22 protein-coding genes, 1 tRNA gene and 1 pseudogene are annotated in these 23863 nt (G+C 56.6%); 17 read left to right on the top strand and 7 right to left on the bottom strand.

Annotated features, from left to right (window positions below; all coding sequences use genetic code 11):
• Window positions 1-32 precede the first annotated feature (32 nt).
• The 4 genes from ASE07_RS11315 to ASE07_RS11300 all read right to left on the bottom strand — a co-directional run bounded on the left by ASE07_RS11315 (window position 33) and on the right by ASE07_RS11300 (window position 4268).
• Window positions 33-2315, bottom strand: a complete 2283-nt coding sequence (locus ASE07_RS11315) for a RelA/SpoT family protein (protein WP_057290931.1) — start codon at window positions 2313-2315, stop codon at window positions 33-35.
• Window positions 2316-2423: 108 nt separating this feature from the next.
• Complete coding sequence (rpoZ, locus tag ASE07_RS11310; protein ID WP_057290930.1) at window positions 2424-2627, bottom strand: DNA-directed RNA polymerase subunit omega; 204 nt, start codon at window positions 2625-2627, stop codon at window positions 2424-2426.
• Window positions 2628-2649: 22 nt separating this feature from the next.
• Complete coding sequence (gmk, locus tag ASE07_RS11305) at window positions 2650-3294, bottom strand: guanylate kinase (RefSeq protein ID WP_057290999.1); 645 nt, start codon at window positions 3292-3294, stop codon at window positions 2650-2652.
• A 74-nt stretch (window positions 3295-3368) separates the two neighbouring features.
• The gene (locus ASE07_RS11300) at window positions 3369-4268 is read right to left on the bottom strand and encodes a YicC/YloC family endoribonuclease (RefSeq protein ID WP_057290929.1); all 900 of its coding nucleotides are present in this window, start codon (window positions 4266-4268) and stop codon (window positions 3369-3371) included.
• An 85-nt stretch (window positions 4269-4353) separates the two neighbouring features.
• Here ASE07_RS11300 and ASE07_RS11295 point away from each other — a divergent pair, with 85 nt between their 5' ends.
• From ASE07_RS11295 to ASE07_RS11255, 9 genes are all read left to right on the top strand, one after another.
• Entirely contained in the window at window positions 4354-5361 is a 1008-nt protein-coding gene (locus tag ASE07_RS11295) for a serine/threonine protein kinase (RefSeq protein WP_057290928.1), read from the top strand.
• 9 nt (window positions 5362-5370) lie between these two features.
• Entirely contained in the window at window positions 5371-6303 is a 933-nt protein-coding gene (locus tag ASE07_RS11290) for a PP2C family protein-serine/threonine phosphatase (protein WP_057290927.1), read from the top strand.
• 10 nt (window positions 6304-6313) lie between these two features.
• Window positions 6314-7042 carry a ribonuclease PH gene (rph, locus tag ASE07_RS11285; protein ID WP_057290926.1) on the top strand — a complete coding sequence of 243 codons (729 nt, stop codon included), beginning with the start codon at window positions 6314-6316 and terminating at the stop codon, window positions 7040-7042.
• Between the two features lie 142 nt (window positions 7043-7184).
• Window positions 7185-7769 carry an RdgB/HAM1 family non-canonical purine NTP pyrophosphatase gene (rdgB, locus tag ASE07_RS11280; protein WP_057290925.1) on the top strand — a complete coding sequence of 195 codons (585 nt, stop codon included), beginning with the start codon at window positions 7185-7187 and terminating at the stop codon, window positions 7767-7769.
• A complete protein-coding gene (gene hemW, locus ASE07_RS11275; RefSeq protein WP_057290924.1) occupies window positions 7766-9025 on the top strand; it encodes a radical SAM family heme chaperone HemW in 1260 nt (419 codons plus the stop codon). Before rdgB ends, hemW begins: the two co-directional genes overlap by 4 nt.
• 113 nt (window positions 9026-9138) lie before the next feature.
• A tRNA-Ser gene (locus ASE07_RS11270) sits at window positions 9139-9228 on the top strand.
• A 260-nt stretch (window positions 9229-9488) separates the two neighbouring features.
• Window positions 9489-9713 carry a hypothetical protein gene (locus ASE07_RS11265; RefSeq protein ID WP_156396539.1) on the top strand — a complete coding sequence of 75 codons (225 nt, stop codon included), beginning with the start codon at window positions 9489-9491 and terminating at the stop codon, window positions 9711-9713.
• A 457-nt stretch (window positions 9714-10170) separates the two neighbouring features.
• The gene (locus tag ASE07_RS11260; RefSeq protein ID WP_057290922.1) at window positions 10171-11067 is read left to right on the top strand and encodes a DMT family transporter; all 897 of its coding nucleotides are present in this window, start codon (window positions 10171-10173) and stop codon (window positions 11065-11067) included.
• Window positions 11068-11136: 69 nt separating this feature from the next.
• Window positions 11137-11382 carry a hypothetical protein gene (locus ASE07_RS11255; RefSeq protein ID WP_057290921.1) on the top strand — a complete coding sequence of 82 codons (246 nt, stop codon included), beginning with the start codon at window positions 11137-11139 and terminating at the stop codon, window positions 11380-11382.
• Between the two features lie 83 nt (window positions 11383-11465).
• Here ASE07_RS11255 and ASE07_RS11250 read toward each other — a convergent pair whose 3' ends face one another.
• The 3 genes from ASE07_RS11250 to ASE07_RS11240 all read right to left on the bottom strand — a co-directional run bounded on the left by ASE07_RS11250 (window position 11466) and on the right by ASE07_RS11240 (window position 12821).
• On the bottom strand, window positions 11466-11699 hold the full coding sequence (locus ASE07_RS11250; protein WP_057290920.1) for a hypothetical protein: 234 nt from the start codon (window positions 11697-11699) through the stop codon (window positions 11466-11468).
• A gap of 129 nt (window positions 11700-11828) precedes the next feature.
• The gene (locus ASE07_RS11245; protein ID WP_057290919.1) at window positions 11829-12110 is read right to left on the bottom strand and encodes a hypothetical protein; all 282 of its coding nucleotides are present in this window, start codon (window positions 12108-12110) and stop codon (window positions 11829-11831) included.
• Window positions 12111-12191: 81 nt separating this feature from the next.
• The gene (locus ASE07_RS11240) at window positions 12192-12821 is read right to left on the bottom strand and encodes a hypothetical protein (protein ID WP_057290918.1); all 630 of its coding nucleotides are present in this window, start codon (window positions 12819-12821) and stop codon (window positions 12192-12194) included.
• Window positions 12822-13097: 276 nt separating this feature from the next.
• Between ASE07_RS11240 and ASE07_RS11235 the strand changes: the two genes are divergently transcribed.
• The 8 genes and pseudogenes from ASE07_RS11235 to ASE07_RS11200 all read left to right on the top strand — a co-directional run.
• Window positions 13098-14165 (top strand): SDR family oxidoreductase, encoded by a 1068-nt coding sequence (locus ASE07_RS11235; RefSeq protein WP_082584094.1) that lies wholly within the window; start codon window positions 13098-13100, stop codon window positions 14163-14165.
• A gap of 9 nt (window positions 14166-14174) precedes the next feature.
• Window positions 14175-14567, top strand: a complete 393-nt coding sequence (locus ASE07_RS11230; protein WP_057290917.1) for a TraR/DksA family transcriptional regulator — start codon at window positions 14175-14177, stop codon at window positions 14565-14567.
• A gap of 159 nt (window positions 14568-14726) precedes the next feature.
• Entirely contained in the window at window positions 14727-15740 is a 1014-nt protein-coding gene (locus ASE07_RS11225) for an adenosine deaminase (RefSeq protein WP_057290916.1), read from the top strand.
• Window positions 15741-15919: 179 nt separating this feature from the next.
• Entirely contained in the window at window positions 15920-16534 is a 615-nt protein-coding gene (locus ASE07_RS11220; RefSeq protein ID WP_268793420.1) for a DUF4126 domain-containing protein, read from the top strand.
• Entirely contained in the window at window positions 16534-19035 is a 2502-nt protein-coding gene (locus ASE07_RS11215) for an ABC transporter permease (protein WP_057290997.1), read from the top strand. Before ASE07_RS11220 ends, ASE07_RS11215 begins: the two co-directional genes overlap by 1 nt.
• A gap of 846 nt (window positions 19036-19881) precedes the next feature.
• On the top strand, window positions 19882-21009 hold the full coding sequence (locus ASE07_RS11210; RefSeq protein WP_200960919.1) for a polysaccharide biosynthesis/export family protein: 1128 nt from the start codon (window positions 19882-19884) through the stop codon (window positions 21007-21009).
• A 178-nt stretch (window positions 21010-21187) separates the two neighbouring features.
• Window positions 21188-23446, top strand: coding sequence for a polysaccharide biosynthesis tyrosine autokinase (locus tag ASE07_RS11205; protein ID WP_235548434.1), 2259 nt, complete (start codon window positions 21188-21190; stop codon window positions 23444-23446).
• A gap of 151 nt (window positions 23447-23597) precedes the next feature.
• A pseudogene (locus ASE07_RS11200) lies at window positions 23598-23863 on the top strand (phosphomannomutase/phosphoglucomutase); the annotation flags it as partial.

Genomic DNA, 23863 nt, shown 5'->3' with positions numbered 1-23863 from the left:
GGCATGCGTTGTCCTGCGACAGGACTCGACACTCAGGCGCGTTCGCGGAGAATCCGGGCTACACCGGGGATGCGCCGGACGTTACGCATCAGGCGGGCAAGGTGAATGCGATCCTCAACCTGAATCGTAAAGCGCAGCTGCTTCATCAGGTGATCTCGGTCGTCGTCCATGCCGACGTAGGTGATATTGGCATCGGACTCCCCGATTTCAGCCGCCACGCGGGCCAAGACACCTTTTTCGTTGTCCACCAGGATTTTGATGCGGCAGTCGAAGCGACGGCTCAGATCCGCACCCCAGGCCAGTTCTATCCAGCGATCCGGTTCCTTTGTCTGTTGACGCTTGGCGGTCTCGCAATCGGTGCTGTGGACGGTGATTCCCTGATCCCGCTTGAGCTGGCCTATGATGCCGTCCCCCGGAATCGGCAGACAGCACTGAGCCAGTTGCACAGCGGAGCCTTCATTTCCATAGATGGTGACCGGATCAAGTTTGCTATTGCCATTCTCGGTGACCAGGGGAGGCAGTGGAGAATTGATGTCGCTTTCCATCATGCCGCGAATATGGCGGGCAACCAGCGTGGCCATGCGTTTACCCACACCAATGTCGGCGTACAGTTCATCGAGCGACTTGGCACTGGATTCATTCAACAGCTTTTCAACCAGGCCTTCGGGCAACAGCGGATCGATGTCGATGGCGCTCAACGCCTGGGCCAAAAGGCGTCGGCCAAGCTCTGTCGACTCGGCCAGGTTGATGGTTCTCAGATGGTGGCGAATTGCGGACCGTGCTTTGCCAGTACGGACGAACGTCAGCCAGTTCGGGCTGGGACGTGATGCCGGCGCGGTGACAATTTCGACAATGTCGCCATTGCGCAATTCGGCGCGCAGCGCGGCATGTTCGTGGTTGACCCGTGCGGCAATTGCCTGATCGCCAATATCGGTGTGAATCGTATAGGCAAAGTCGAGAACCGTCGCGCCGCGCGGCAGGGCGATGATTTTTGACTTCGGCGTGAACACATAGACCGAATCCGGGAAGAGGTCGACCTTGACGTGTTCAAGGAATTCCGCCGAATCGCCGGTTTGCTTCTGGATGTCGAGCAGGGACTGCAACCATGCGTGAGTGCGTTGCTGCAGGTCGGTCAGGCTGGCATCATCATCCTTGTACAGCCAGTGTGCTGCAACGCCGGCTTCCGCGACACGGTGCATCTCGGTCGTGCGAATCTGGAATTCGACCGGCGTGCCGTAAGGGCCGATCAGCGTGGTGTGCAGAGACTGGTAGCCGTTCAGTTTGGGAATGGCAATGTAATCCTTGAACTTGCCCGGCATCGGTTTGTACAGCGCATGCAGCGTGCCGAGGGCGACATAACAGTTGGCAAAGCTGTCAACGACGATACGAAAACCGTAGACATCGAGCACCTGTGAGAAGGACAGGTGCTTGTTGCGCATCTTGCGGTAAATGCCATACAGCGTCTTTTCACGACCGTAGACCTGCGCCTGAATGCCGGTTGCAGCCAGGGTATTCTTGACCGAATCGAGAATCTTGCTGACAACTTCGCGTCGGTTGCCGCGGGCGGCCTTGACGGCTTTGGATAGTGTCTTGTAACGAACCGGATACAGGTGCGAGAAGGCCAGATCCTGTAGCTCACGATAGATGTTATTGAGGCCAAGACGATGGGCGATCGGCACATAAACTTCCATCGTCTCGCGTGCGATACGCCGCTTCTTGTCCGGCGACATGAAGCCAAGCGTGCGCATATTGTGCAAGCGGTCGGCCAGCTTGACGAGTATGACGCGGACGTCGCGGGCCATCGCCAGCAGCATCTTCCGGAAATTCTCGGCCTGGGCTTCGATCTGGCTCTGGAATTCAATCTTGTCGAGTTTGGACAGTCCGTCCACCAGCGTGGCCACCGGCGCGCCGAAGCGCTCGATCAACTCTTCTTTCTTGACATCCTGGTCCTCCATCACGTCGTGCAGCAGCGCGGCCATAATCGCCTGTGCGTCGAGTTTCCAGTCGGCGCAAATCTCGGCAACCGCAATTGGATGGGAAATGTAAGGCTCACCCGATTTCCGGATCTGGCCAAGATGCATCTCATCGGAAAAGCGATACGCTTCCTTCACCTTCTTCATTTCGGAAGGCGTGAGATATTCAGTCAGCTTGTTGTTGAGCAGAGTGACGGAGGCGACACCGGCCGGATAGGCTGCAGGGGGGTTGGATGGATCGTGCTTCAGGGCGGGGTCGGAATTCTTTGCGGCCGGGCGATCGGGTGTCGCTCGGCTATTTGGAGCAACTGACAGTGTTGAATCTGCAGGTATCAGGTTCATACGTAAAGGATATCAGTCGCATCGCGTTGGTGCACCCCCAAACCTGGACTTTGTAGCAAAAATCTTTCGATTCATGCGGTATCCGACGGATTGGGGGCGGGTAAAACTTTAGCTCGGGACTTTTTTCAGCATTTCAATGCCAACCTTGCCGGCAGCGATCTCGCGCAGCGCGACGACAGTCGGCTTGTCCTTGGCATCGACCTTGGGTGTATGACCTTGCAACAGCTGGCGTGCACGGTAGGTTGCCGACAAAGTCAGCTGGAAGCGGTTGGGGATCTGCTTGAGGCAATCTTCGATAGTAATACGGGCCATGCTTGCTCCTAAAAACGCGATATCAGATTGGATTGGCGTGAATGCCCAGTTGGGCGAACAGGGAAATGTTACGGGCGGCTTGTTGCGCAAACCGGCAACGGGTTGCTTTGACGATCGAGGTCAGTTCCGACAAAGCCGTTGCAAACTCTTGATTAATAATAACATATTCGAACTCCGGGGCGTGCGCGATTTCGCCGCCCGCCGCCAGGATCCGCCGTGTAATTACGTGCGAATCGTCCTGCCCGCGCTTGGTCAGCCGCTCTTCCAGTGCCGCAATCGACGGAGGCAGAATAAAGATGCCGACTGCTTCCGGAAACTGCTTCTTGACCTGCTGCGCACCTTGCCAGTCGATTTCCAGGAGGACGTCGGTTCCTGCCTTGATCTGGTCCTCGATCAGCAACCTTGATGTTCCATAGTAATTACCGTGGACTTCGGCCGATTCCAAAAATTCCCCGGCTTCGCGTCTTTTGAGGAAATCCTCGACGCTGGTGAAGTAATATTCGCGACCGTGCTGTTCGGCCGGGCGCGGTTGGCGTGTGGTAAAGGAGATCGACAGCTTGAGCGCCGGTTCCTGGGCCAACAGGGCATTGACCAGGGTGGATTTGCCGGCCCCGGACGGAGCGACCACCATGAAAACGCTGCCGGAGGACGATTTTGGTTCAATCATGAAATTCTCGGTAAAGGATGCAAAACGCGGCAATGGCGCTGAAAAATTGCTCAGTATCAGCTTGATATTGCCGTTTATTCAAGATTCTGGACTTGCTCGCGCATTTGTTCAATCAGCAGTTTCATGGCCATCGAACCATCCGACAACTCCTTGAGCGCCGCTTTCGAACCAACGGTATTGGCTTCTCGATTGAGTTCCTGCATCATGAAATCCAGGCGCTTGCCGACCTGACCACCTTTTTTGAGGATGTGGCGGGTCTCGGTCAGGTGAGTGGACAAGCGCGACAGCTCTTCGGCCACATCGATGCGGATACCGTAAAGTGTGACTTCCTGGCGGATGCGCTCCAGCGCTTCCTCGCGCGACAGGGTGGCTGGCGTTCCCGACCCGTTCTGGCTCGCGATGCCCAGCGCTTCCTTCATCCGGTCGGTGGCTTTTTGCTGAAATTGTGCGATAGCTTGCGGAATCATCGGTGTCAGACGGGCGACGATCGCTTCCAGGTCATCAACACGCGACAGCAGCATGGTTTGCAGCGCCGCGCCTTCTCGTGCGCGACTGTCGACAAATGCGTCGAGGGCTTGGGACACCGTTGCCTGCACATCGGCCTGCAACGCATCCTGTGCGATTTCCGCGTCTTCGATAACGCCAGGCCAGCGCAGGACTTCGTTAACCGAAAGTGGGGCGGCCTCGGCAAACTGGGCGCGTACCTGCTGTTGCATTTTCGCCAATGCGTCGAGCACGCCTGCATTGAGCGCCTGCGAGGCGCCGGTGGCAGTTTTGCGTCCGAAGCTCACGCGGCATTCGACTTTGCCACGGCTAATGCGCCCCATGATGGCTTCACGCAACGCGGGCTCAACCGCGCGCAGGTCGTCATTGATGCGGAATTGCAGGTCAAGAAAACGCGAATTGACGCTTTTCAGTTCGACGGTCAATGTGCCGGCGCTGCTTTCGCGTGTGGCGACCGCGTATCCGGTCATGCTCGAAATAGTCAAGGTTCAACCCTTATGCTTTACAAAACAGTGATTTATCAAGACAATCCCAAGTACATTCTGTAAGGACGACATGGCTTCGCAAAACAACGCTCCGTTGCCAGATGGGCTTGAAATCGCTGGATATCGCATTGTAAAGAAGATTGCGTCCGGCGGGTTCAGTATCGTTTACCTGGCCTACGACGAAGACGGCAATGCTGTCGCCATCAAGGAATACCTGCCGAGCTCTCTGGCGTTGCGCCAGCCTGGTGAACTGGTGCCCGCGATTTCCGCGGACAACCTGCCGGTATTCCGTATTGGTCTCAAGTGTTTCTTCGAGGAGGGCCGCGCGTTGGCCCGCATTTCCCATCCCAACGTCGTCAGTGTCGTGAATTTCTTTCGCGCGAACGATACGGTGTACATGGTGATGGCTTACGAGTCCGGACGGTCGCTGCAGGACCACATCCTGCGCCGGCGCGAGAAGGGCGAACGACCGCTGGTATCTGAGCGCTTTATCCGCAAGATGTTCAACCAGGTGATGAACGGCTTGCGTGAGGTGCACGCGAACAAACTACTGCACCTCGACCTCAAGCCCGCCAATATCTATTTGCGCATGGACGGTACGCCCATCCTGCTTGACTTCGGCGCCGCGCGGCAAACACTCAAGACCGATTTGCCGAAGCTGTATCCGATGTACACCCCTGGCTTTGCGCCGCCTGAGCTGTATGCCAAGAACGGTACCCTCGGGCCGTGGACGGACATCTACAGCATTGGTGCTTCCATGTTTGCCTGCATGGTCGGTGCGCCCCCGCAACCAGCGGACCAGCGCAAGGTCAACGACAAAATGGAAGACCATTTCCGCAAGCTGGAAAACATCTACTCGCGCGAGCTGATCCAGGTAATTCGCTGGAGCCTGCGTATCGACCCGCTGGAGCGACCGCAAAGCGTGTTCGCGCTGCAGAAAGCCTTGCGCGAACCGATTCCGGAACCAAAGGAAGCCGACTTCATGGAAAAGATGTCAACCAGGCTGCGGGGCTTCTTTAGCGGCTTTGGCAAGTCCAACCGGGTCAGCAATACGACCATCCACAACACGACGCAATAGGCGGCCATCATGCGATTCTCCGTTTATCAGGAAAGCCAGATCGGCGGCCGCCGTAACAACCAGGACCGCATGGGCTACAGCTTCACGCGCGATGCGTTGCTGCTGTTGCTGGCTGATGGCATGGGTGGACATATACAGGGTGAAATGGCGGCGACCATCTCCCTGCAGACGATCGGTTCCCTGTTCCAGCAAAACGCGAAGCCTTACGTCAAGAAGCCGGAAAAATTCCTTGAAGAGAGCTTTTTTGCCGCACACCGCGAAATCCATCGCTACCGCGCGATCAATAATCTGCCAGAGACGCCCCGGACGACGATCGTTGCCTGCCTGATCCAGCACAACAGCGCCTACTGGGCGCACTGTGGCGACTCGCGTCTGTACTGGATGCGCCAGGGACAGATCCTGTCGCGCACGCGGGATCACTCACGTATCGAGACGCTGATCGCGCAGGGAAAGGTCGATCCTTCGGAGCGTGATACGCATCCCGAGCGCAACAAGCTCTTCAACTGCCTTGGGGCGCCGAACATGCCGATCGTGGAATTGTCGCGCCGTGCGAGTCTTCAGGCTGGCGATGTGATTCTGCTTTGCTCGGATGGGCTGTGGTCGGTGTTGCCTGACCACGTGCTTGCGCAAAGCCTGCACCAGAACACTATTGTGCGCGCCGTACCGGACCTGCTGGCAACGGCGGTCGGTATCGCCGGCAAGACCAGCGACAATGTCACGGCATTGGCGATGATGTGGGAAGGGGCCAGCGTGTTGCAGGATTCGCCAAACACGATTGCGACACATACCCTGCCGATCGGTAGCGTCACCACGACCATCCAGGCTCCGCGGCATGCTGATCTCGAGAACGCCGATATCTTCGATGATTCCGAAATCGAGAAGGCAATTGAAGAAATCCGTGGCGCGATTGAAAAATCATCACGCGTCACGTCCAAAAATTAAGGCTTGATCCATGACGTCTGAAAACCGTCCCAGCGGGCGCACGGCAGATGCTTTGCGCCCCGTTCGAATTACCCGTCATTACACACGGCATGCTGAAGGCTCGGTGCTGATCGAGTTCGGCGATACCAAGCTAATCTGCACCGCAAGTATCGAAGAAAAGGTGCCGGGCTTCCTTAAGGGGAAAGGGCAGGGATGGATGACCGCCGAGTACGGCATGCTGCCGCGCTCCACGCATTCACGTATGGATCGTGAAGCGGCGAAAGGCAAGCAATCAGGTCGCACTCAGGAAATCCAGCGCCTGATCGGCCGCTCCTTGCGCGCAGCCTTTGACTTGCAGGCGTTTGGTGAGCGCACCTTGCATCTCGATTGCGACGTTATCCAGGCCGACGGCGGCACACGTACCGCGGCGATTACCGGAGCGATGGTTGCCGCGCATGATGCATTCAGCAAGCTTGTACAAAATGGACTGATCATTACCATCCCGATCAAGCATTTCGTGGCTGCGGTATCCGTCGGCGTCTATCGCGGCATGCCGGTGCTGGATCTCGATTACCTCGAAGATTCGGACTGCGACACAGATATGAATGTGGTGATGACCGACGCGGGCCATTTCGTCGAGGTGCAAGGCACGGCCGAAGGCGCGGCCTTCGATCGGACGACCATGAACCGTTTGCTTGACCTTGCGGACAAGGGCATTGGCGAACTGATCACTTTGCAGAAGGCAGCACTGGCTGCTTAAGCGACGGCCTGGGTAAAGCAACGAGGACGCTCCGTCCGCCCAGCAATGGGAACCCGCAAGAGAAATCGTCAGTCATTTACACTACACGTTTTTCTTCTCCAACCATGGTCAGCCCACCCGGTGCGCCATGGTTGTTTCATTTATGACAAAAACCATTGTTCTGGCTTCCAATAACGCCGGCAAGTTGAAGGAATTTGGCCAGATGCTCGCGCCGCTCGGCTTCGATGTGCGACCACAGGGCGAATTCAATGTGCCGGAAGCGGAAGAACCGCATCCGACTTTCGTCGAGAATGCGCTCGCGAAGGCACGGCATGCGGCGCGTCTGACGGGCCTGCCTGCATTGGCTGACGACTCCGGCGTCTGTGCGAATGCCCTCGGCGGTGCGCCGGGCGTGTATTCCGCACGTTATGCCGGCGAACCGAAATCCGACACCCGCAATAATCAGAAACTGATTGCCGATCTCGCAGCACGGGAGGACAAATCGGCCTACTATTACTGCGTGCTGGTCTTCGTCCGTCATGCTGACGATCCGCAGCCAGTCATTGCCGAAGGGCGCTGGGATGGTGAAATTATCGCAACGGCGCGCGGTGAGGGTGGTTTCGGGTATGACCCGTATTTCTGGCTGCCGGCGTTGGGCAAGACTGCTGCCGAATTAAGCGCAGATGAAAAAAACCGTTTGTCCCATCGAGGGCAGGCATTACGAGTTCTGGTAGAGAAATTAAGATGATTCCGATTAAGCCTGTCGGCTCCGGCAGCGTAGCGAGCGCCGCAGGGACTGCAAGCAGCGCGCCGTCCTCGCCGGTGGATGTCGCCAACGCCTTCCTGCGACCGGGCGCTCTGCAGTTGACTGCGCTCCCGCCCTTGTCCTTGTATGTGCATTTTCCATGGTGTGTACGCAAGTGCCCGTATTGCGATTTCAACTCGCATGAGGTGCGTGGCGGTTTTCCGGAGGAGGAATATCTTGCCGCTATGCGCAGGGACCTCGAAATGGCGCTGCCGCTGATCTGGGGTCGCAAGATCTATACGATCTTCATTGGCGGCGGTACCCCGAGCCTGATGTCGGCGGCCGGACTGGACCGTCTGATGTCTGATATCCGCACCTTGCTACCGCTCGACGGGGCGATCGAAGTCACGATGGAGGCCAATCCCGGCACCTTTGAAGCGGACAAGTTCCGCTCCTATCGCGCCAGCGGTATCAACCGCTTATCGATCGGGATACAGAGTTTCAATGCGCGGCACCTGGAAGCGCTTGGACGTATCCACGATGCCAACGAAGCAAGAAAGGCAGTCGACATCGCGCATGCCAATTTTGATAACTTCAATCTCGACCTGATGTTTGCACTGCCTTCGCAAACGCTGGAGGAAGCAAAAGAAGATGTCTCGACTGCAATTGCCTTTGCCCCTCCGCATCTATCGCTTTACCACTTGACGCTGGAGCCGAATACCTATTTTGCAAAGCACCCGCCAGTCGTGCCGGATGACGATAGCAGCGCGGAAATGCAGGACATGCTGTTTGCGCAAACTGCTGCTGCCGGGTATCAGCACTACGAAGTGTCAGCGTATGCGCAGCCCGGTCGCCAGGCGCGGCATAACTTGAACTATTGGCAATTCGGTGATTATGTCGGTATCGGGGCTGGAGCCCATTCCAAGATTTCATTTCCTCATCGCATCGTGCGGCAGATGCGTTACAAGCAACCCAAGGCTTATCTTGAACAGGTCAATGCCGGTAGGCCGATCCAGGAAGAATTCGAACTGGGCCGGGATGACTTGGGCTTTGAATTCATGCTTAACGCCTTGCGGCTGAATGAGGGTTTCGAGGTCAACCTGTTTGCCGAACGTACTGGCCTGACCTTGAACGCGATCGAGAAGCAGCTTAATCTTGCAGAGACAAAGGGCCTGTTGTACCGCGATCACCGTATCATCCGGCCCACAGAACTGGGACGCCGATTTTTAAATGATTTGCAGCAAATCTTTCTCAACTAAATCGCGTTGAGGAATCGGCAAGTGACGGCGAGTTAGGTATAATTCGCATTCCCGAAACGTCGCGGACATATGATCGGCTCCGGTCGTCGCGTCTCGAGCAGCGTCAAGGGTAAGGAGGTTTGGGTGAGTGGTTTAAACCAGCAGTCTTGAAAACTGCCGACGGGGTGACCCGTCCGTGAGTTCGAATCTCACAGCCTCCGCCACGTACATTTTGTCCTTGAAGTCAGTAAGTTAGTTGATTTCAACGTGACGATAACCGCATACCTTGTGGTGATAAAAAGCTCCCGATCGGGAGCTTTTTTGTTTTGGCCTTCCTGCTGGGTATCCAAAACCAGGTTTTCCGCATCAATGATCTGGACGGTGCCAGGCTGTCCAAAGGGCCCATTGCTTCCTTGCGGCATCTCAAGTTGCTTCTGGAATAAGTCATTACATTGGTACAAACAGAGGCATCCAGGGGAAAACCATGCATGAAATGGAAGAGAACCTATCAGTCATCCATAGCTCCATCTGCGCGATCGCCATACTCCTTGCCATCTACCTGGGCGCGGCGCTATTAATCTTGCGTGACACGATCTGGGAAAGCATTCGAGGGCTCCTTCGTCCCGCCTCGCAGGCGACGCCTGACGAAGCCACCAAGACGGTCGCCGGTTCAGGTGTCTCAATTCAGGGAACGAGGGCGTCACATTGAACATGATGGCACTGTCACGAGCCATGGGCTGCTATGCGCTGGCAGTTGTCACGTCGCTTTACAAGTCCATTTCAATTCCATTTGCACACAGCCTTTAAAATAAAAAACCCGCAGCCCTTTCAAGGGTGGGCAAGGACTGTGGAGAGAAACATCTCGCTAGCAGGTCGCGGTCACTATAAATCCAGACAGTTATCTTATTCCACTCTATGCTTGTCTTACAGCGTTCGCCCCAAACGCCATCAAAGCGCTCTGCGGATACGTAGGACGTGCTCTGTTTTGCACCCATCTTGATGACTGATGTGAATTGAAGCCCATCCGGGTAGCGACCTGGTAGCGCGCCACATCGAGGGCACGCGAGTCGCGAAAATCGCGTATGCTTCAGCTCGTTTCTTTGGCCGCTAGCCGGCAAAGATAACGACGCATAACCGTTCCCCGCATCGATTTTCCTAACTCATCCATGAATCGCCAATTGACCCCCGCCACGGCGCTATTGCTGGTGGTGCCACCACTGCTGTGGGCGGGCAATGCCATCGTCGGACGTCTCGTTCATGACATGGTTCCGCCGCTGATGCTCAACTTCCTGCGCTGGGCCATCGCATTTGTCATCCTGTTGCCGCTTGCCGCTACCGTCTTGCGGCCGGGTAGCGGGCTGTGGGCGCATCGTCGCAGCCTGGCTGTCCTGGGGCTGCTGGGTATTGGCATGTATAACGCATTGCAGTATCTCGCCTTGCAGACATCGACACCGATCAACGTCACGTTGGTCGCTGCGAGCATGCCCGTGTGGATGCTGCTGATCGGTTATCTGTTCTTCAAAGCGCCGGTGAGTCGCAAACAAATCCTGGGCGCGGCTTGTTCCATTGCAGGGGTGCTGTTTGTGCTGAGCCGGGGTGAACTGAACCAGTTGCTTTCCCTGCGCTTAGTCGCTGGCGATATGTTCATGATCCTGGCCACGATTGCATGGTCGCTCTATAGCTGGTTGCTCACGCGATCCCAAGTGCCGGCTGCCTTGCGCAGTCGCTGGGCGCCATTCCTGATGGCCCAGGTTGTTTATGGCGTCGTCTGGTCGGGTGTATTTGCGGGTGGAGAGTGGGCCGTTACCGGACGGGAAATTACATGGAGCTGGCAACTATTGGCCGCTTTGCTGTATGTCGCTATCGGACCCGCGGTGCTTGCGTTTCGTTGCTGGGGAATAGGCGTTCAGCGAGTGGGGCCGAATATCGCCGGATTCTTCAGCAACCTCACGCCGTTATTTGCCGCAGTGATGTCGTCGGCCTTTCTCGGGGAGATGCCGCATGTTTATCACATTATTGCGTTTGGCTTGATTGTGTCAGGTATCGTGCTGTCGTCACGCTGACAATCATCAAGGCCGCCACTCCTTGCGGTAGTACGATGGGCTTTCGACTGCATCGCCACAAGGAGTGACATGGACATTACCTGGAATCCGCCTGGACTGGCTTCTGCCATCGACAGCCTGATCGACTTCCTGGAAGAGACTTTCGTGGCGCCGATCTGCCGTTCTCAAACCAACCCGCAGCCCGGCCAGGAGCCGCCGCTGGAAGTGCCGCAACCGGATCCGACGCCGCTACAGGATCCTATTCCGCATCAGGTACCTGGCGGGCAAATACATGCCCAAATACATTCCGCCACGCTTGCCGTACTGGGCAGATAAGCGAACGACTACCTCAATGCCGAACATCGCGCTGTTTTGCCGGAAGTTCAGGCAACAGCGGCGGAGTTGCGGGGTTGCCGCCATCAAGCCTTGTCTTTCGGCTGGCCATGCTTGAGGTAGGAATAACGCGGTTGCTGTTCCTCGCGTGAAGGGGGCCGGTCGGCATATTCCTGCTCCTCCACAACATCGATGTACTGGCTACCGTCGAGCGGCCTGCCTACATAAGGGCCAGGCGGGACCTTGCTTGCTTCAGTGACATTGGCTTTCCTGGATGGCTGATCAGCCGTATCCGAAGAGGGGGAAGTTTTCTCTGACATATCCGGTTCCTTTCGTGACTTGTACGTTTAGAGTCCGGCACGTCCCAGGGGTTCGCCCGATTTGAGATGCCGGCTGCACGAATGAATGAATGAATGACAAAGAGCGATCGTTCGGCAGCGGCCGTCCCCTCATTGTGTCTTAAGGAACCGGGTGACCCCATCTTTTTGCAGCACGTCGCCCCAGGATTCGATGTGATAGATCTCGCCGACCTTGTGCAGCACGACACCGAATTCTTCCCTTAGACGCATGATGTCGTCGTCAATACGGTCGCGGTCCTGGCTGGTCAGGTCGGCGATCGCCGAGACGGTCGGGCGCTCGAGAAGGTCGATTGCCGACAGCAGGACGAACAGCCTGCGCGCGTCATGATCCGGAAATTGCGGGACACCAAACTGATTCTTCGGATAGCTCATCGGACACCTCGTGTATGGATGCTGATCGTCAGTGATTGTCGCCGTGGCTTGATTCGCGAAATGTGAACGGCACCGGTTTCGTCAGCCAATGCTGTCTTGCTGCAACTTGAACGCGTCGGTTTTTGCTTGTGCGGTTTCACGCGTCATGACATTGAGGCTAACCAGGATGGCGACTCCGCCTTCGACCCTTCCCAATGCCTTGTCTTCCCCCAGCCGCTTGCGCGCCTTTTCGGTACGCAACACAAGTTCACGGTAGGCTTCATGCAATGCGCCGTAGGTTCGCCGTGTGACAACGACATGGCCGGCGTCAGCAATTTCCTTCGGATGCTTTGCATAATTTACGAGCAATTCTCGGATCCGGTTTGCGCGCGTACGCGACAGGCCAAGTTCGGTTGCCATCTTGTCCGCCAGTTCTTCGGCCGAGTCGGCCGGTTCGATGCCCGCCTTGCCGAAATGCACCAGCCCGAAGCCGTTTGGACGCAGCCCAGTAATCAGCTTCTCGATGGCATCGATGGCCCTGATTTCTTCGCTTTCGGTTCCGCGCAAGGCGCTTTCCCGGATGCTGGCTATCGTTCGGTCTGTCACCCACTGTTCGAACGCTGGCGGCAGCGTTCCCGGACGGCAACGAAGCCAGTCGATTGACATTTTTTTGTACTCTTCGGTAAGGAGCGCTTGCTCCTCGTCGTTGAGCGTAATGGTAATGGAGCGCATTTTGCTGATACACCTTCGCTGATGATGACTTTGGTGCCGCAGTATATCGGCATCGCTGGCAGCAATCAGTTCCCGTTACGTCCTCGCAGAAAGAAACATGAAGGGATTTGCCTCATGATTCTAGTCTGGGTCTTGTCCGGGATAATGCAAAAACGCGCATGCATAGGGTAAAAATTGCAGCAAGTTGATGCCCACATGGCTGGATTGTCGCTTTGGCAAGCAGAGTTGTCGCGGGCATGGATTTCGCTGAAGCCTTTTCCGGAAAGGAGCGTCCAGATGAAATATCGACTGAAAAAACTATCGGAACAGGTCGTGGTCATTACCGGCGCGACGAGTGGCATCGGCCTGACAACGGCAAGACATGCGGCTCAGCGTGGTGCAAAGCTGGTGCTGGCGGCTCGCAACGAAGATGCGCTCAAGCAACTGAATTTCGAATTATCGAAAAAGGGCAACGACGTTATTCATGTCGTTGCCGACGTCGGGATTGAAGAAGATGTGCGCCGCATCGCCCAGGCTGCCATTGACCGCTTCGGCGGATTCGATACCTGGGTCAATAATGCCGGGGTATCCATCTTTGGACGTACCGAAGACGTATCGCTGGAAGACCAGAGAAAGCTGTTCCAGACAAATTTCTGGGGTACCGTGCACGGCTCCCTGGTTGCGGTTGAGCATCTTAAAAAAAACGGTGGGGCGATCATCAATCTCGGCAGTGAAGTATCGGATCGCGCGGTGCCCTTACAAGGGATGTATTCCGCTTCCAAGCATGCGGTCAAGGGGTTTACCGACTCGCTTCGTCTCGAACTTGAAGAAGAGGGCGCACCGGTTGCCGTTAGCCTGATCAAGCCTGCAGCCATCGATACGATGTTCGTCGAGCATGCAAAGAACTACATGGAGGTGGAGCCGAAGTTGCCGCCTCCCATCTACGCCCCCGAAGTCGCTGCCAATGCCATCCTGTACGCGGCTGAAAATTTCAAGCGCGACATCTTTGTCGGTGGTGCCGCGCGATTTGTCGCGGCAAGTGCCTATCACGCTCCGCGTGTGATGGACAGTCTGATGAAACGCTTCGGGTTCTCACAGCAGAAAACCAACCGGCCTCCGCGCGACAAGAACCAGCACAGCCTCTACAGTCCCGGTACCGACCTGCAAGAGAGACAGGGGTATGAAGGTCATGTTTTTGAATCCAGCCTGTACACCCAAGCGGTTACCCATCCGAAAGCCATGATGACGCTACTGGCCGCCGGGCTGGCCTTCGCCGCATGGTGGAACCTGCGCGAGCGGGACAACGACATCCGCCTGCGCAGTCCTTATGCCTCGCGTCGCAACGTGTCCGGCTTCTCCCTTTGAAAGAAAGAAATGGCAAACCTGACCCAACAGCAATTGAGCGAGCTCAAGCATGTGCTCGACAAGCGTTACAGCGAACTGCAAGACGAATTGCACACGGAAGTAAATAGCCGGGACGACTATCTTGATGTCGCTACCGAGGTGCCCGACCCGGGCGACTCCTCATTCGCCAACCTTGCCGTGGATCTTGACAACGCAGCGGTCAATCGTGACCTTGGCGAACTGCGGGCGATCGAAGCGGCACGGACCCGCATGGCCGAGGACAGGTATGGCAGCTGCGTCGACTGCGAGACGGATATTCCCTTTGAGAGGCTGAAGGTGCAGCCCACCGCTGAGCGCTGCACACCGTGCCAGGAGATATATGAAAAAACCCATGTCAGTGCAGGCCCGGGCGCAACAATCTGAACGGTAAAATGAAATGCGAAGCGCTGCGTCGCGGTCCCGGGCAACCGTAGTAGCTGTACGCCCTGATCTAAAAAGTTTGCAAAGTGGGCATGAGTGGCGCGCACGTGCACCTTGTTAGCCGTAAAATTATCGGCAATTGAATTCAAACAAGGAAAACCGATGGACGCTGAACTGCGAAATGTCCTCCAGCGCATGCCGAAGGCGGAGCTGCACATGCACATTGAAGGCTCGCTGGAACCGGAATTGATTTTTGCGCTTGCCGAGCGCAATGGCGTCAAGCTGAACTATGCATCGGTGGAGGAATTGCGCCGCGCGTACGCTTTCAAGGATTTGCAATCTTTCCTGGACATTTACTATGCGGGAGCAAGCGTGCTCCTTACCGAGCAGGACTTCTATGACATGACTTGGGCTTACCTGCAGCGCGCCCACGATGATAATGTCCGTCATGCCGAGCTCTTCTTTGACCCGCAGACTCATACCGAACGAGGCGTCAGCTTCGAAACGGTCGTCAACGGCATCTATCGCGCCACACAAGATGCCCGCAGGAAATGGGATCTCAGCGCCTCGCTGATCATGTGTTTCCTTCGCCACCTGAGCGAGGAAGATGCGTTTATCACCCTGGAAATGTCCCTGCCTTATAGAGATAAGTTTGTTGGCGTCGGACTCGATTCCTCCGAAAAAGGGCATCCGCCCGAAAAATTTGCCCGCGTTTTTGCCCAATGCAAAGAGCTAGGCTTGCACCTGGTGGCGCATGCCGGTGAAGAAGGACCGCCGGAGTATATTGAAACTGCGCTCGATCTCTTGCAGGTGGAGCGCATTGACCATGGCGTGCGTTGCCTGGAAGATCCGGAACTGACTAAACGGCTGGCGCGCGACAGGGTGCCGCTGACCGTGTGCCCGTTGTCGAACATCAAGTTGCGCGTATTCGACAAAGCTGTTGACCATAACCTCCTCAAGTTGCTGGACGCCGGCCTGGTCGTCACAGTCAACTCCGACGACCCGGCTTACTTCGGCGGATATGTGAACGAAAATTTCCTCCAGATGTTCGACGCCTTGCCGTTAAATAAGGAGCATGCATATCAATTGGCGCGTAACAGTTTCGAAGCTTCTTTTGTTGATTCCGAATCCAGACGGAAGTACCTTGGAGAGGTAGATACCTTCTTTGGGAAATGAAGGCTGGAGACGACTGCAACGGGATAAGTCGATCAGGCAAATCCGGCACAGTCAGAATTCAGGGCGGCGGGCATCGGTGAGCCTGCAACAGTCGGACGAAAGGACAGCAGGAATTTTATGACAGGCGATAGCGCAATGCCGGTAGCAGCACCCATACCCGGGTTTGGACAGGTGGTGCTTTGTCCTTACGCACCGGCGGGGAGGACATCGTGACCGATCCGTTGTCGGCCGCCGCGCTTGCAGGAGGACTGTCCTGGGCCAGCGGCATCCGTCTTTACATGACCCTGTTCATCGCTGGACTGTTCGGCCGGTCCGGCTGGATTGACCTGCCTCCCGCACTCGAAATATTGCAATCGCCGTGGGTAATCGGTGTCACCGGTATCCTGCTGATCGTTGAATTCCTTGCCGATAAAGTACCCGGTATCGACTCGGCCTGGGATGCCATCCAGACCTTCATACGTGTGCCGGCCGGGGCGGTGCTCGGCGCAGCGGCACTTGGAGAAATGGGAACGGAATGGTCGACCATTGCCGCCTTGCTCGGAGGGACATTTGCTGCCGGCGCGCACATGACCAAGGCTGGCAGCCGCGCTTTGATCAATACTTCTCCAGAGCCTTTCAGTAATTGGGCCGCATCCTTTTCCGAGGAAGTCGCCGTCATGGGTGGCCTGTGGGCCGCCTTCTTTTATCCGTGGGTCCTGTTCGGATTCCTCGCCGTTTTCTTCCTCGTAGCCTTGTGGCTGCTGCCTAAACTCTGGCGCGGCTTGCAATGGCTTTTCAGAAAGCTGAGTACCTGATGTTCATGCAGGCAGTACAGATGACCCGCCGGGACTGGCGGGCGGGAGAGTTGCGTTTCCTGCTGATCGCGCTCGTGGTGGCCGTGGCTTCACTTTCATCGATCGGGTTTTTTATCGATCGCATGCGGGCGGGCCTGGCGCGGGATGCCCACCAGTTGCTGGGTGGCGACCTGGTCGTGAATGCCGACCAGCCAGTTAATGCCAACTGGCGTGCGGAGGCACAACGGCGTGGCCTGACGGTGGCCGATACCGTCACCTTTCCCAGCATGGCCCTGGCGGGAGAGGGCGACAAGACGCAGTCACAGCTTGCTTCGATCAAGGCGGTCTCCGAAGGCTATCCTTTGCGTGGAAGTGTGAAGCTCGCCGGCGCCACGGAAGGCAGTGACATCGAAACGCATGATATTCCCGCTTCCGGCACGGTCTGGGTGGACAAAACCGTGTTGCCGGCACTGGGCATACGCACTGGAGAACAGTTAAGACTGGGCGACATTTCCTTCCGTGTCGACAAAATTATTTCCATCGAACCGGACCGTGGGGCCGGGTTCATCAACTTCGCGCCGCGCATCATGCTGTCGATGCAGGACCTGGCCGCGACCAACCTGATCCAGGCCGGCTCCCGCGTGACTTATCGGATGCTGCTGGCCGGGCCGCCGACTGCTGTGAAAAGCTATCAAAAATGGCTGCAGCAGGTAATAGAACGCGAAAACGCCAAGGGTGTGCGCATCGAGTCACTGGAAACCGGGCGGCCTGAAATGCGGGCGACGCTGGACCGTGCCGAGCAGTTTTTGTCGCTGGTTGGATTGCTGTCCGCCATGCTGGCCGCGATTGCGGTAGCGATGGCCGCACGCCGTTTCATGCTGCGACACCTGGATGCCTGCGCAATGCTGCGGTTTCTCGGCCTGACGCAAAACCAGGTGACGTCGATGTACCTGATCGAATTCTTCCTGGTCGGACTGGCTGGCAGCGCTCTGGGTGCGGCGCTGGGCTTTGCCTCGCATTTTGTGCTGCTGGAATGGCTTGGCAAACTGGTGACCAACGAGTTGCCTGCGGCAAGCTGGCTGCCGGCGCTGCAGGGAATCGCGACAGGTTTACTGTTACTGGTCGGTTTTGCAATCCCGCCGATCCTGCAATTGCGCAATGTCCCGCATAATCGTGTCATCCGTCGTGAACAGGACCCACCAAAGCCGGCTACCCTGGCCACCTATGGCTTGGGATTGTTCGTGTTCGTCTCGCTGCTTTTGTGGCAATCAGGAAACCCCAAGTTAGGGTTGCTGACGGCTGCGGGTTTTCTCGGCGGTTTCGCCGTCTTTGCTGCCATAGGGTGGGCTGCGGTGCGATCGCTGCGGTACCTGCGCGGCGGCATCAGTCATCCCGGCTGGAGATTTGCGGTGACCGCGTTACAGCGGCGTACGGGTGCCACCGTCGTGCAGATTGTTGCATTATCACTTGGCCTGATGGCGTTGCTGTTGCTGACCGTCATACGCGGCGATCTGGTCAATGCCTGGAAGGACTCCACTCCCCCCGATGCACCAAACCGTTTCATCCTGAATATCCAGCCCGATCAGAAAGCCGCCATTGAACAACGGCTGACCGGAACGGGAGAGGGCACGCCCGCACTGTATCCGATGATTCGTGGACGCCTCATCAAAATCAATGACACCGTCATTACCGGCGATACCTATGTGGATGACCGGGCACGCCGGCTTGTCGATCGTGAATTCAACCTGTCCACCATGCGGACCATTCCCGCGCAGAACAAGATCGTCGCCGGTCACTGGCTGGATGATAGTCAGCCGGAAGCATCGGTTGAAGAAGGGCTGGCCAAGACGCTTAACGTCAAGCTGGGCGATCGTCTGCGCTTCGATATCGGCGGCCAGCAAGTAGAAGCGAAAGTCACCAGCTTGCGCAAGCTGGAGTGGGGCTCCATGCGGGTTAACTTCTTTGTGATCCTGAATCCATCGCTGGTAAAGGACATGCCGCAAACCTGGATTACCGCATTTCATTTGCCTGAGGAAAGGTCCGCCCTGGCGAATGAATTAACCCGTGACTATCCCAACCTGACCATTGTCGATATTGGCAGTATTGTCCGTCAAGTGCAGGCCGTTGTGGATCAGGTCATTACCGCCGTGGAATTCCTGTTCCTGTTTACGCTGGCGTCCGGCGTGCTCGTGCTGTATGCGGCACTGGTCGGGTCTCAGGATGAGCGCATACGCGAGTCGGGCCTGTTGCGTGCACTTGGTGCAACGCGTTCGCAATTGTCGCAGGCGCAGTGGATAGAGTTTGCACTGGTCGGTGGCTTGGCGGGTGTGCTGGCGGCGACCGGCGCCGCGGTAATCGGCTGGGTACTGGCGCGTTACGTATTCAATTTCGAATGGTCATTCAGTCCGATTGTTTGGCTGGTTGGTTTGCTGACCGGATCGGTTTGTGCATTTGTCGGCGGCTGGGCCGGCTTGCGTAACGTGTTGAAGCATCCACCGCTGCAAACACTACGTGGCAGCTGAAAAGAGGCAGGAATTCACCGTTTGGGTGTATCGGACGTGTTCTACAGCCAAGAGCACAAATTCGAATGTGAGCACCAGTGGTTAATCGTTTTCCCGCTTTTTTCGGTGTTTCTTGCGTCATCACATATCCCGTAGGCTGAGCTGCATTTGCGAAAGCTCAGCCAGCGGGAATGATCACTACCTCTTCTATTCCAATCCCGGGTATACAAATAAGGCCCGCAGTGTCCTGCGGCCTTTATTCACTGCAGTCAGCCTGAACATTCCGGCTGGAATCAATTCACACGGCTAGAGCACGTAAGCGTGACTTTTTGTAACCGTGAAGCACAACTCTTTAATCCATATTAAAGGTAGTCGGGTTGCCGCGTGCTTTTGCGCAAGGTTTCCGACCTGACTCTCTCCTATCTTGACAACAACGCAATTCATTCTCTCAAGAGTCTGATTTTGCGGGCCAGAAGCGGTGTTTACAAGGCGCGCAACGCTTTAAGACAGCGCGGTTTCATATCTTATTTTGCGTTGATGCTCGTCAAAACAGCGAGTAGGAGGAAACGTAGAGTTGTATATCAGATAAGTCGCCGATGGTCTAAGGCAACGAAAAAGATGGGGGAACGAAACGTTTTGCACAGCCGTTTTGCTCTGTCACCGTAGCAAAGAACATCCCTGCACAAGCACCTGTGCGTCGACGTTGTTAAAACCGGTAGAGCCAGTGCGAAGACGTATCCGACCCGGGCTTCCCTAAACATTGCAAATGCCATCTTTCGCCATGGCAGTTTTGTACTAATCACGTGGAGTAATCATATGCAGTTCAAATCCAAGGCATCCTTAAAAAGATGGAGTGTGGTTCTAGTAATGCCATGGTTCGCGGCAGGTTGCGCATCCGTCGCTCCCGGTTTGCACTTCAATACGAAAGAACATACCTCCGGGTACAGCGCATCGAACCAGGCTGGCGCGGCAGGAAATGAAGCCATTGACGCAGTGCTCAAACCGATTACTCCACAGCTGGTAAAGACCGAACGCGAACTGCGCGAGAAGCAGGTCTCCCAGGACATCAGCAAACTGCTCGACAAGCCGGCGCCTTACACCATCGACCCTGGAGATGTGCTGTCGATCGTGGTCTGGGATCATCCTGAACTCTCCAACTCCGCGACCGTCGCCGCCGGCGGTCCGGTAGGTGTAGGCGCCGATGCATCGACTTCCGCCACCACAGCGCCACCAGCCGGATTTATTGTCGACCACGAAGGAGTGATCCAGTTCCCGTATGCAGGCCCGTTGAAGGTGGCCGGCATGACGCAAGACCAGGCGCGCAACATGCTGGCGACCAAGCTTTCCAAGTATCTCAAGCAACCGAGGGTCACACTGCGCGTGCAGTCATTCCGCAGCAAGCGTGTCTATGTAGACGGTGAGGTGAAGAACCCCGGCCTGCAGGCAATCAATGACATTCCGATGACCCTGGTCGAGGCGCTCAACCGGGCAGGTGGTGTACTGCCCACCGGTGACCAGAGCCAGGTTGTCGTCAACCGCAACGGCGTCAACTATCACATCAACCTTCCTCAACTGGTGCAGCGTGGTGTGAATCCCGGCAGCATCATGCTGACCAACGGCGATGTGGTGCGCGTGCGTTCGCGCGACGAGAGCAAGGTGTTTGTTTCTGGCGAGGTGGTCAGCCCGCGCGCGCTTCCCATGTATAACGGACGCCTGACGCTCAATGAAGCCCTTGGCGAATCCGGTGGCGTCAACCCGCTCAGTGGCGATGGCAGCCAGATATATGTCGTGCGCAAGAACGGTGCGGATCAGGTCGTCTATCAGCTTGACGGTCGTGCGCCCGGTGCGCTGGCGATGGCGGAAGGATTCGAGCTTGCTCCAAAAGACGTTGTCTATGTCGCGGCAACGCCCCTGGCGAACTGGCATCGTTCCATCAGTCTTCTGCTGCCAGGCGCATTGTCCTCCGCAGTGGGCGCGGCGCAGCCAGCCAGATGATGACGCGGTGTTGACTGCCCAGGCTCGCGGCAATCTCCAGCAGAGGATGTCCTGATGGATCACCACCGGGCATCCCGCGCTGTGTCGATGTTTCGCCACGCCGAGCCGGATCAGCATGTCCACCAGAGCAGTTTTCCGACACCGAACATGAACGCACTCACTACAAGCAGATAACCTTATGATGACTCATAACATACCTCCGCAGCTAACCGGCCCCGTCCGGATTGAAGAACCGCAAGCCGAGCTGGCGAGCTATCTGGACGTCCTGTGGGAAAGCCGCTGGCTGATCACCACGATCGTCCTGGTGGCGACATTACTGGCCGCCGCCTATGCCTTCATTTCCACACCGATGTATCAGTCCAACATGCTCATCCATGTGGAAGAAGAGGGCCCGAAAGAATCCAAGAATATTGTCGGCGACTTGTCGGCCATGTTCGATGTCAAGACTTCGGCAATGGCTGAGATCGAGTTGCTGCAGTCGCGCCTGGTGGTATCCCGTGCCATCGATAACCTGCGACTGTACATCAGCGCATCGCCGAAATATTTTCCGGGCATTGGCTCCTGGCTCGCAGGGAAGAACAAGCAGTTGTCCAACCCGGGTGTGCTGGGCTACGGCGGCTATGTATGGGGCGCCGAGAAGATTAATGTCGATATCTTCAACGTACCGGAGAACCTGCTGAACCGTGAGTTTACCGTCACTGCCGAAGGCAATGGCGCTTATCGCCTGACGCAAAAGGATCAGGGCATCGATCTCCGCGCCAAGGTTGGCGAAACATCGATTTTTGAAATGCCCAAAGGCACGATCGAGATCCGTATCGATCAACTCGACGGCAAGCCGGGCGCGCAGTTCCAGTTGTCGCGTTACTCCCGACTGGCCACGATTGAGGGCATCCAGAATTCCATGAAAGTGGAAGAGCTCGGCGGCAAACAGTCCGGTGTCATCGGCGTCAGCCTGCAAGGCTCCGACCCGCGCCTGATCAATGGCGTGCTGGGCGAGATCGGCAAGGAATACATCAAGCAGAACGCCGCGCGCAAAACCGAGGAAGCGGAAAAATCCCTGGCTTACCTGAACAAGCAACTCCCTGAAATCAAGCAGACACTCGAGCAGGCAGAAGCGAAGTACAACGCTTTCCGTAATGCCAACGGCACGATTGACCTGGGCGAAGAATCCAAGCTGAGCCTGCAACAGTCGTCCGCCGCAAAGCTGAAAAAGATGGAATTGCAGCAGAAGAAGATCGAACTGCTGGGTCGCTATACCGAAGACCATCCTGCAGTGCAGGGCATCGACATGCAGCTGAAAGAAATCAATGGCCAGATCAATGCCATGAACGACCATATCAAGCAGCTGCCGCAGATCGAACAGAACCTGCTGCGTCTGTCGCGTGAAGTCAAAGTCAACACGGACCTCTACACCCAGTTGCTGAACACAGCACAGCAACTTCGCCTGGTCACCGTAGGCAAGGTCAGCAATGTGCGCCTCGTCGATACGCCGATGATGCCCGAAAAGCCGATCAAGCCAAACCGTCCGGTCCTCATCGCACTCGGTGTGATGGCAGGTCTGTTCCTGGGTGTCGTCGCAGCCTTCCTGCGTAAGTCCCTGGCTGGTGGTATCGATTCGCCGGAAAAGCTGGAAGCAATCGCTGGTGTGCCTGTCTTTGCCACCATCCCGCACAGCAAGAAGCAGAAGGAGCTGTACCAGCAAGTCAGTGCCAAGCATCAGAAGGTGCCGCTGCTGGCCAATGTCTCGTCGACCGACGTCGCGGTGGAGAGCTTGCGCAACTTCCGCACGGCACTGCAGTTCTCGCTGCCCAAGTTCAAGAACAATATCGTTCTGATCACTGGCGCAACGCCTGGTATGGGCAAGTCCTTCGTCTCCGCCAACCTGGCCGCCATCATGGCTGCCACTGGCAAGAAGGTCCTGCTGATCGATGCCGACTTGCGCAATGGCCTGTTGCATCTGTACTTCGGCTTCGGCCGTCATGATGGCCTGTCGGACGCGATTGCCGGTGCGCGCCGCCTCGACCAGGTGATCCATCACAGCGTGATCGACAACATGGACTTCATCACGACAGGTACCTTGCCGCAGCATCCGTCCGAACTGCTGCTGCGCCCGAACTTCGGCGCCTTCCTGCAGGAACTGTCGTCGCGTTATGACCTCGTGCTGATCGATGCTCCGCCTATCCTGGCTGTCGCCGATACCATGATCATCGGCGCGCATGCCGGTGCGATCTACATCATGACCCGTGCCGGTGTCACGACACCGGGCGAGATCAACGAATCAATGAAGCGCCTGGCACAGGCTGGTCTGGAAGCGAAAGGCGTATTGTTCAATGACCTCAAGGTCCGTCCGGGTCGCTACGGATATGGCTACACGTACGGCCGCAACGGCTACAACCAACGACCTGCAGGCAATACGCCGCTGATCGAAGCGTCGTAATCCATCCGCGCAGGCTGAACCTGTGCAAGCGGAGAACCATGGTAGCAACCATGGTTCTCCAAGTTCCGAGTCATAGCTCGTCATCACCACTTCCTGGTATCTGTCTTACGGCATCCCAATCCTCTTAACTTCTCTTTTGGCTTAGCGAAAAGTGGTCAATCTCTCTCCAGGTATTTTCAAGGCTTACGATATCCGCGGAATCGTGGGCAAGACTCTCGACATAGGTGTAGCCCGGCAAATCGGTCAGGCATTCGGTACGGCAGCCCGTGTCAAAGGCGAACAAACCGTGGTCATCGGCCGTGACGGCCGTCTGTCCGGTCCTGAACTGTCGGCCGCATTGGCCTCGGGCCTGCAACGCGCCGGCATCAATGTGATCGACCTCGGCGTGGTCGCCACCCCGATGCTGTACTTTGCCAC

It is taken from the genome of Noviherbaspirillum sp. Root189 (assembly GCF_001428545.1).
Taxonomy (GTDB): domain Bacteria; phylum Pseudomonadota; class Gammaproteobacteria; order Burkholderiales; family Burkholderiaceae_D; genus Noviherbaspirillum.
The sequence above is the reverse complement of the archived record's forward strand: the minus strand, read 5'-3'. Positions and strand labels throughout refer to the sequence as shown.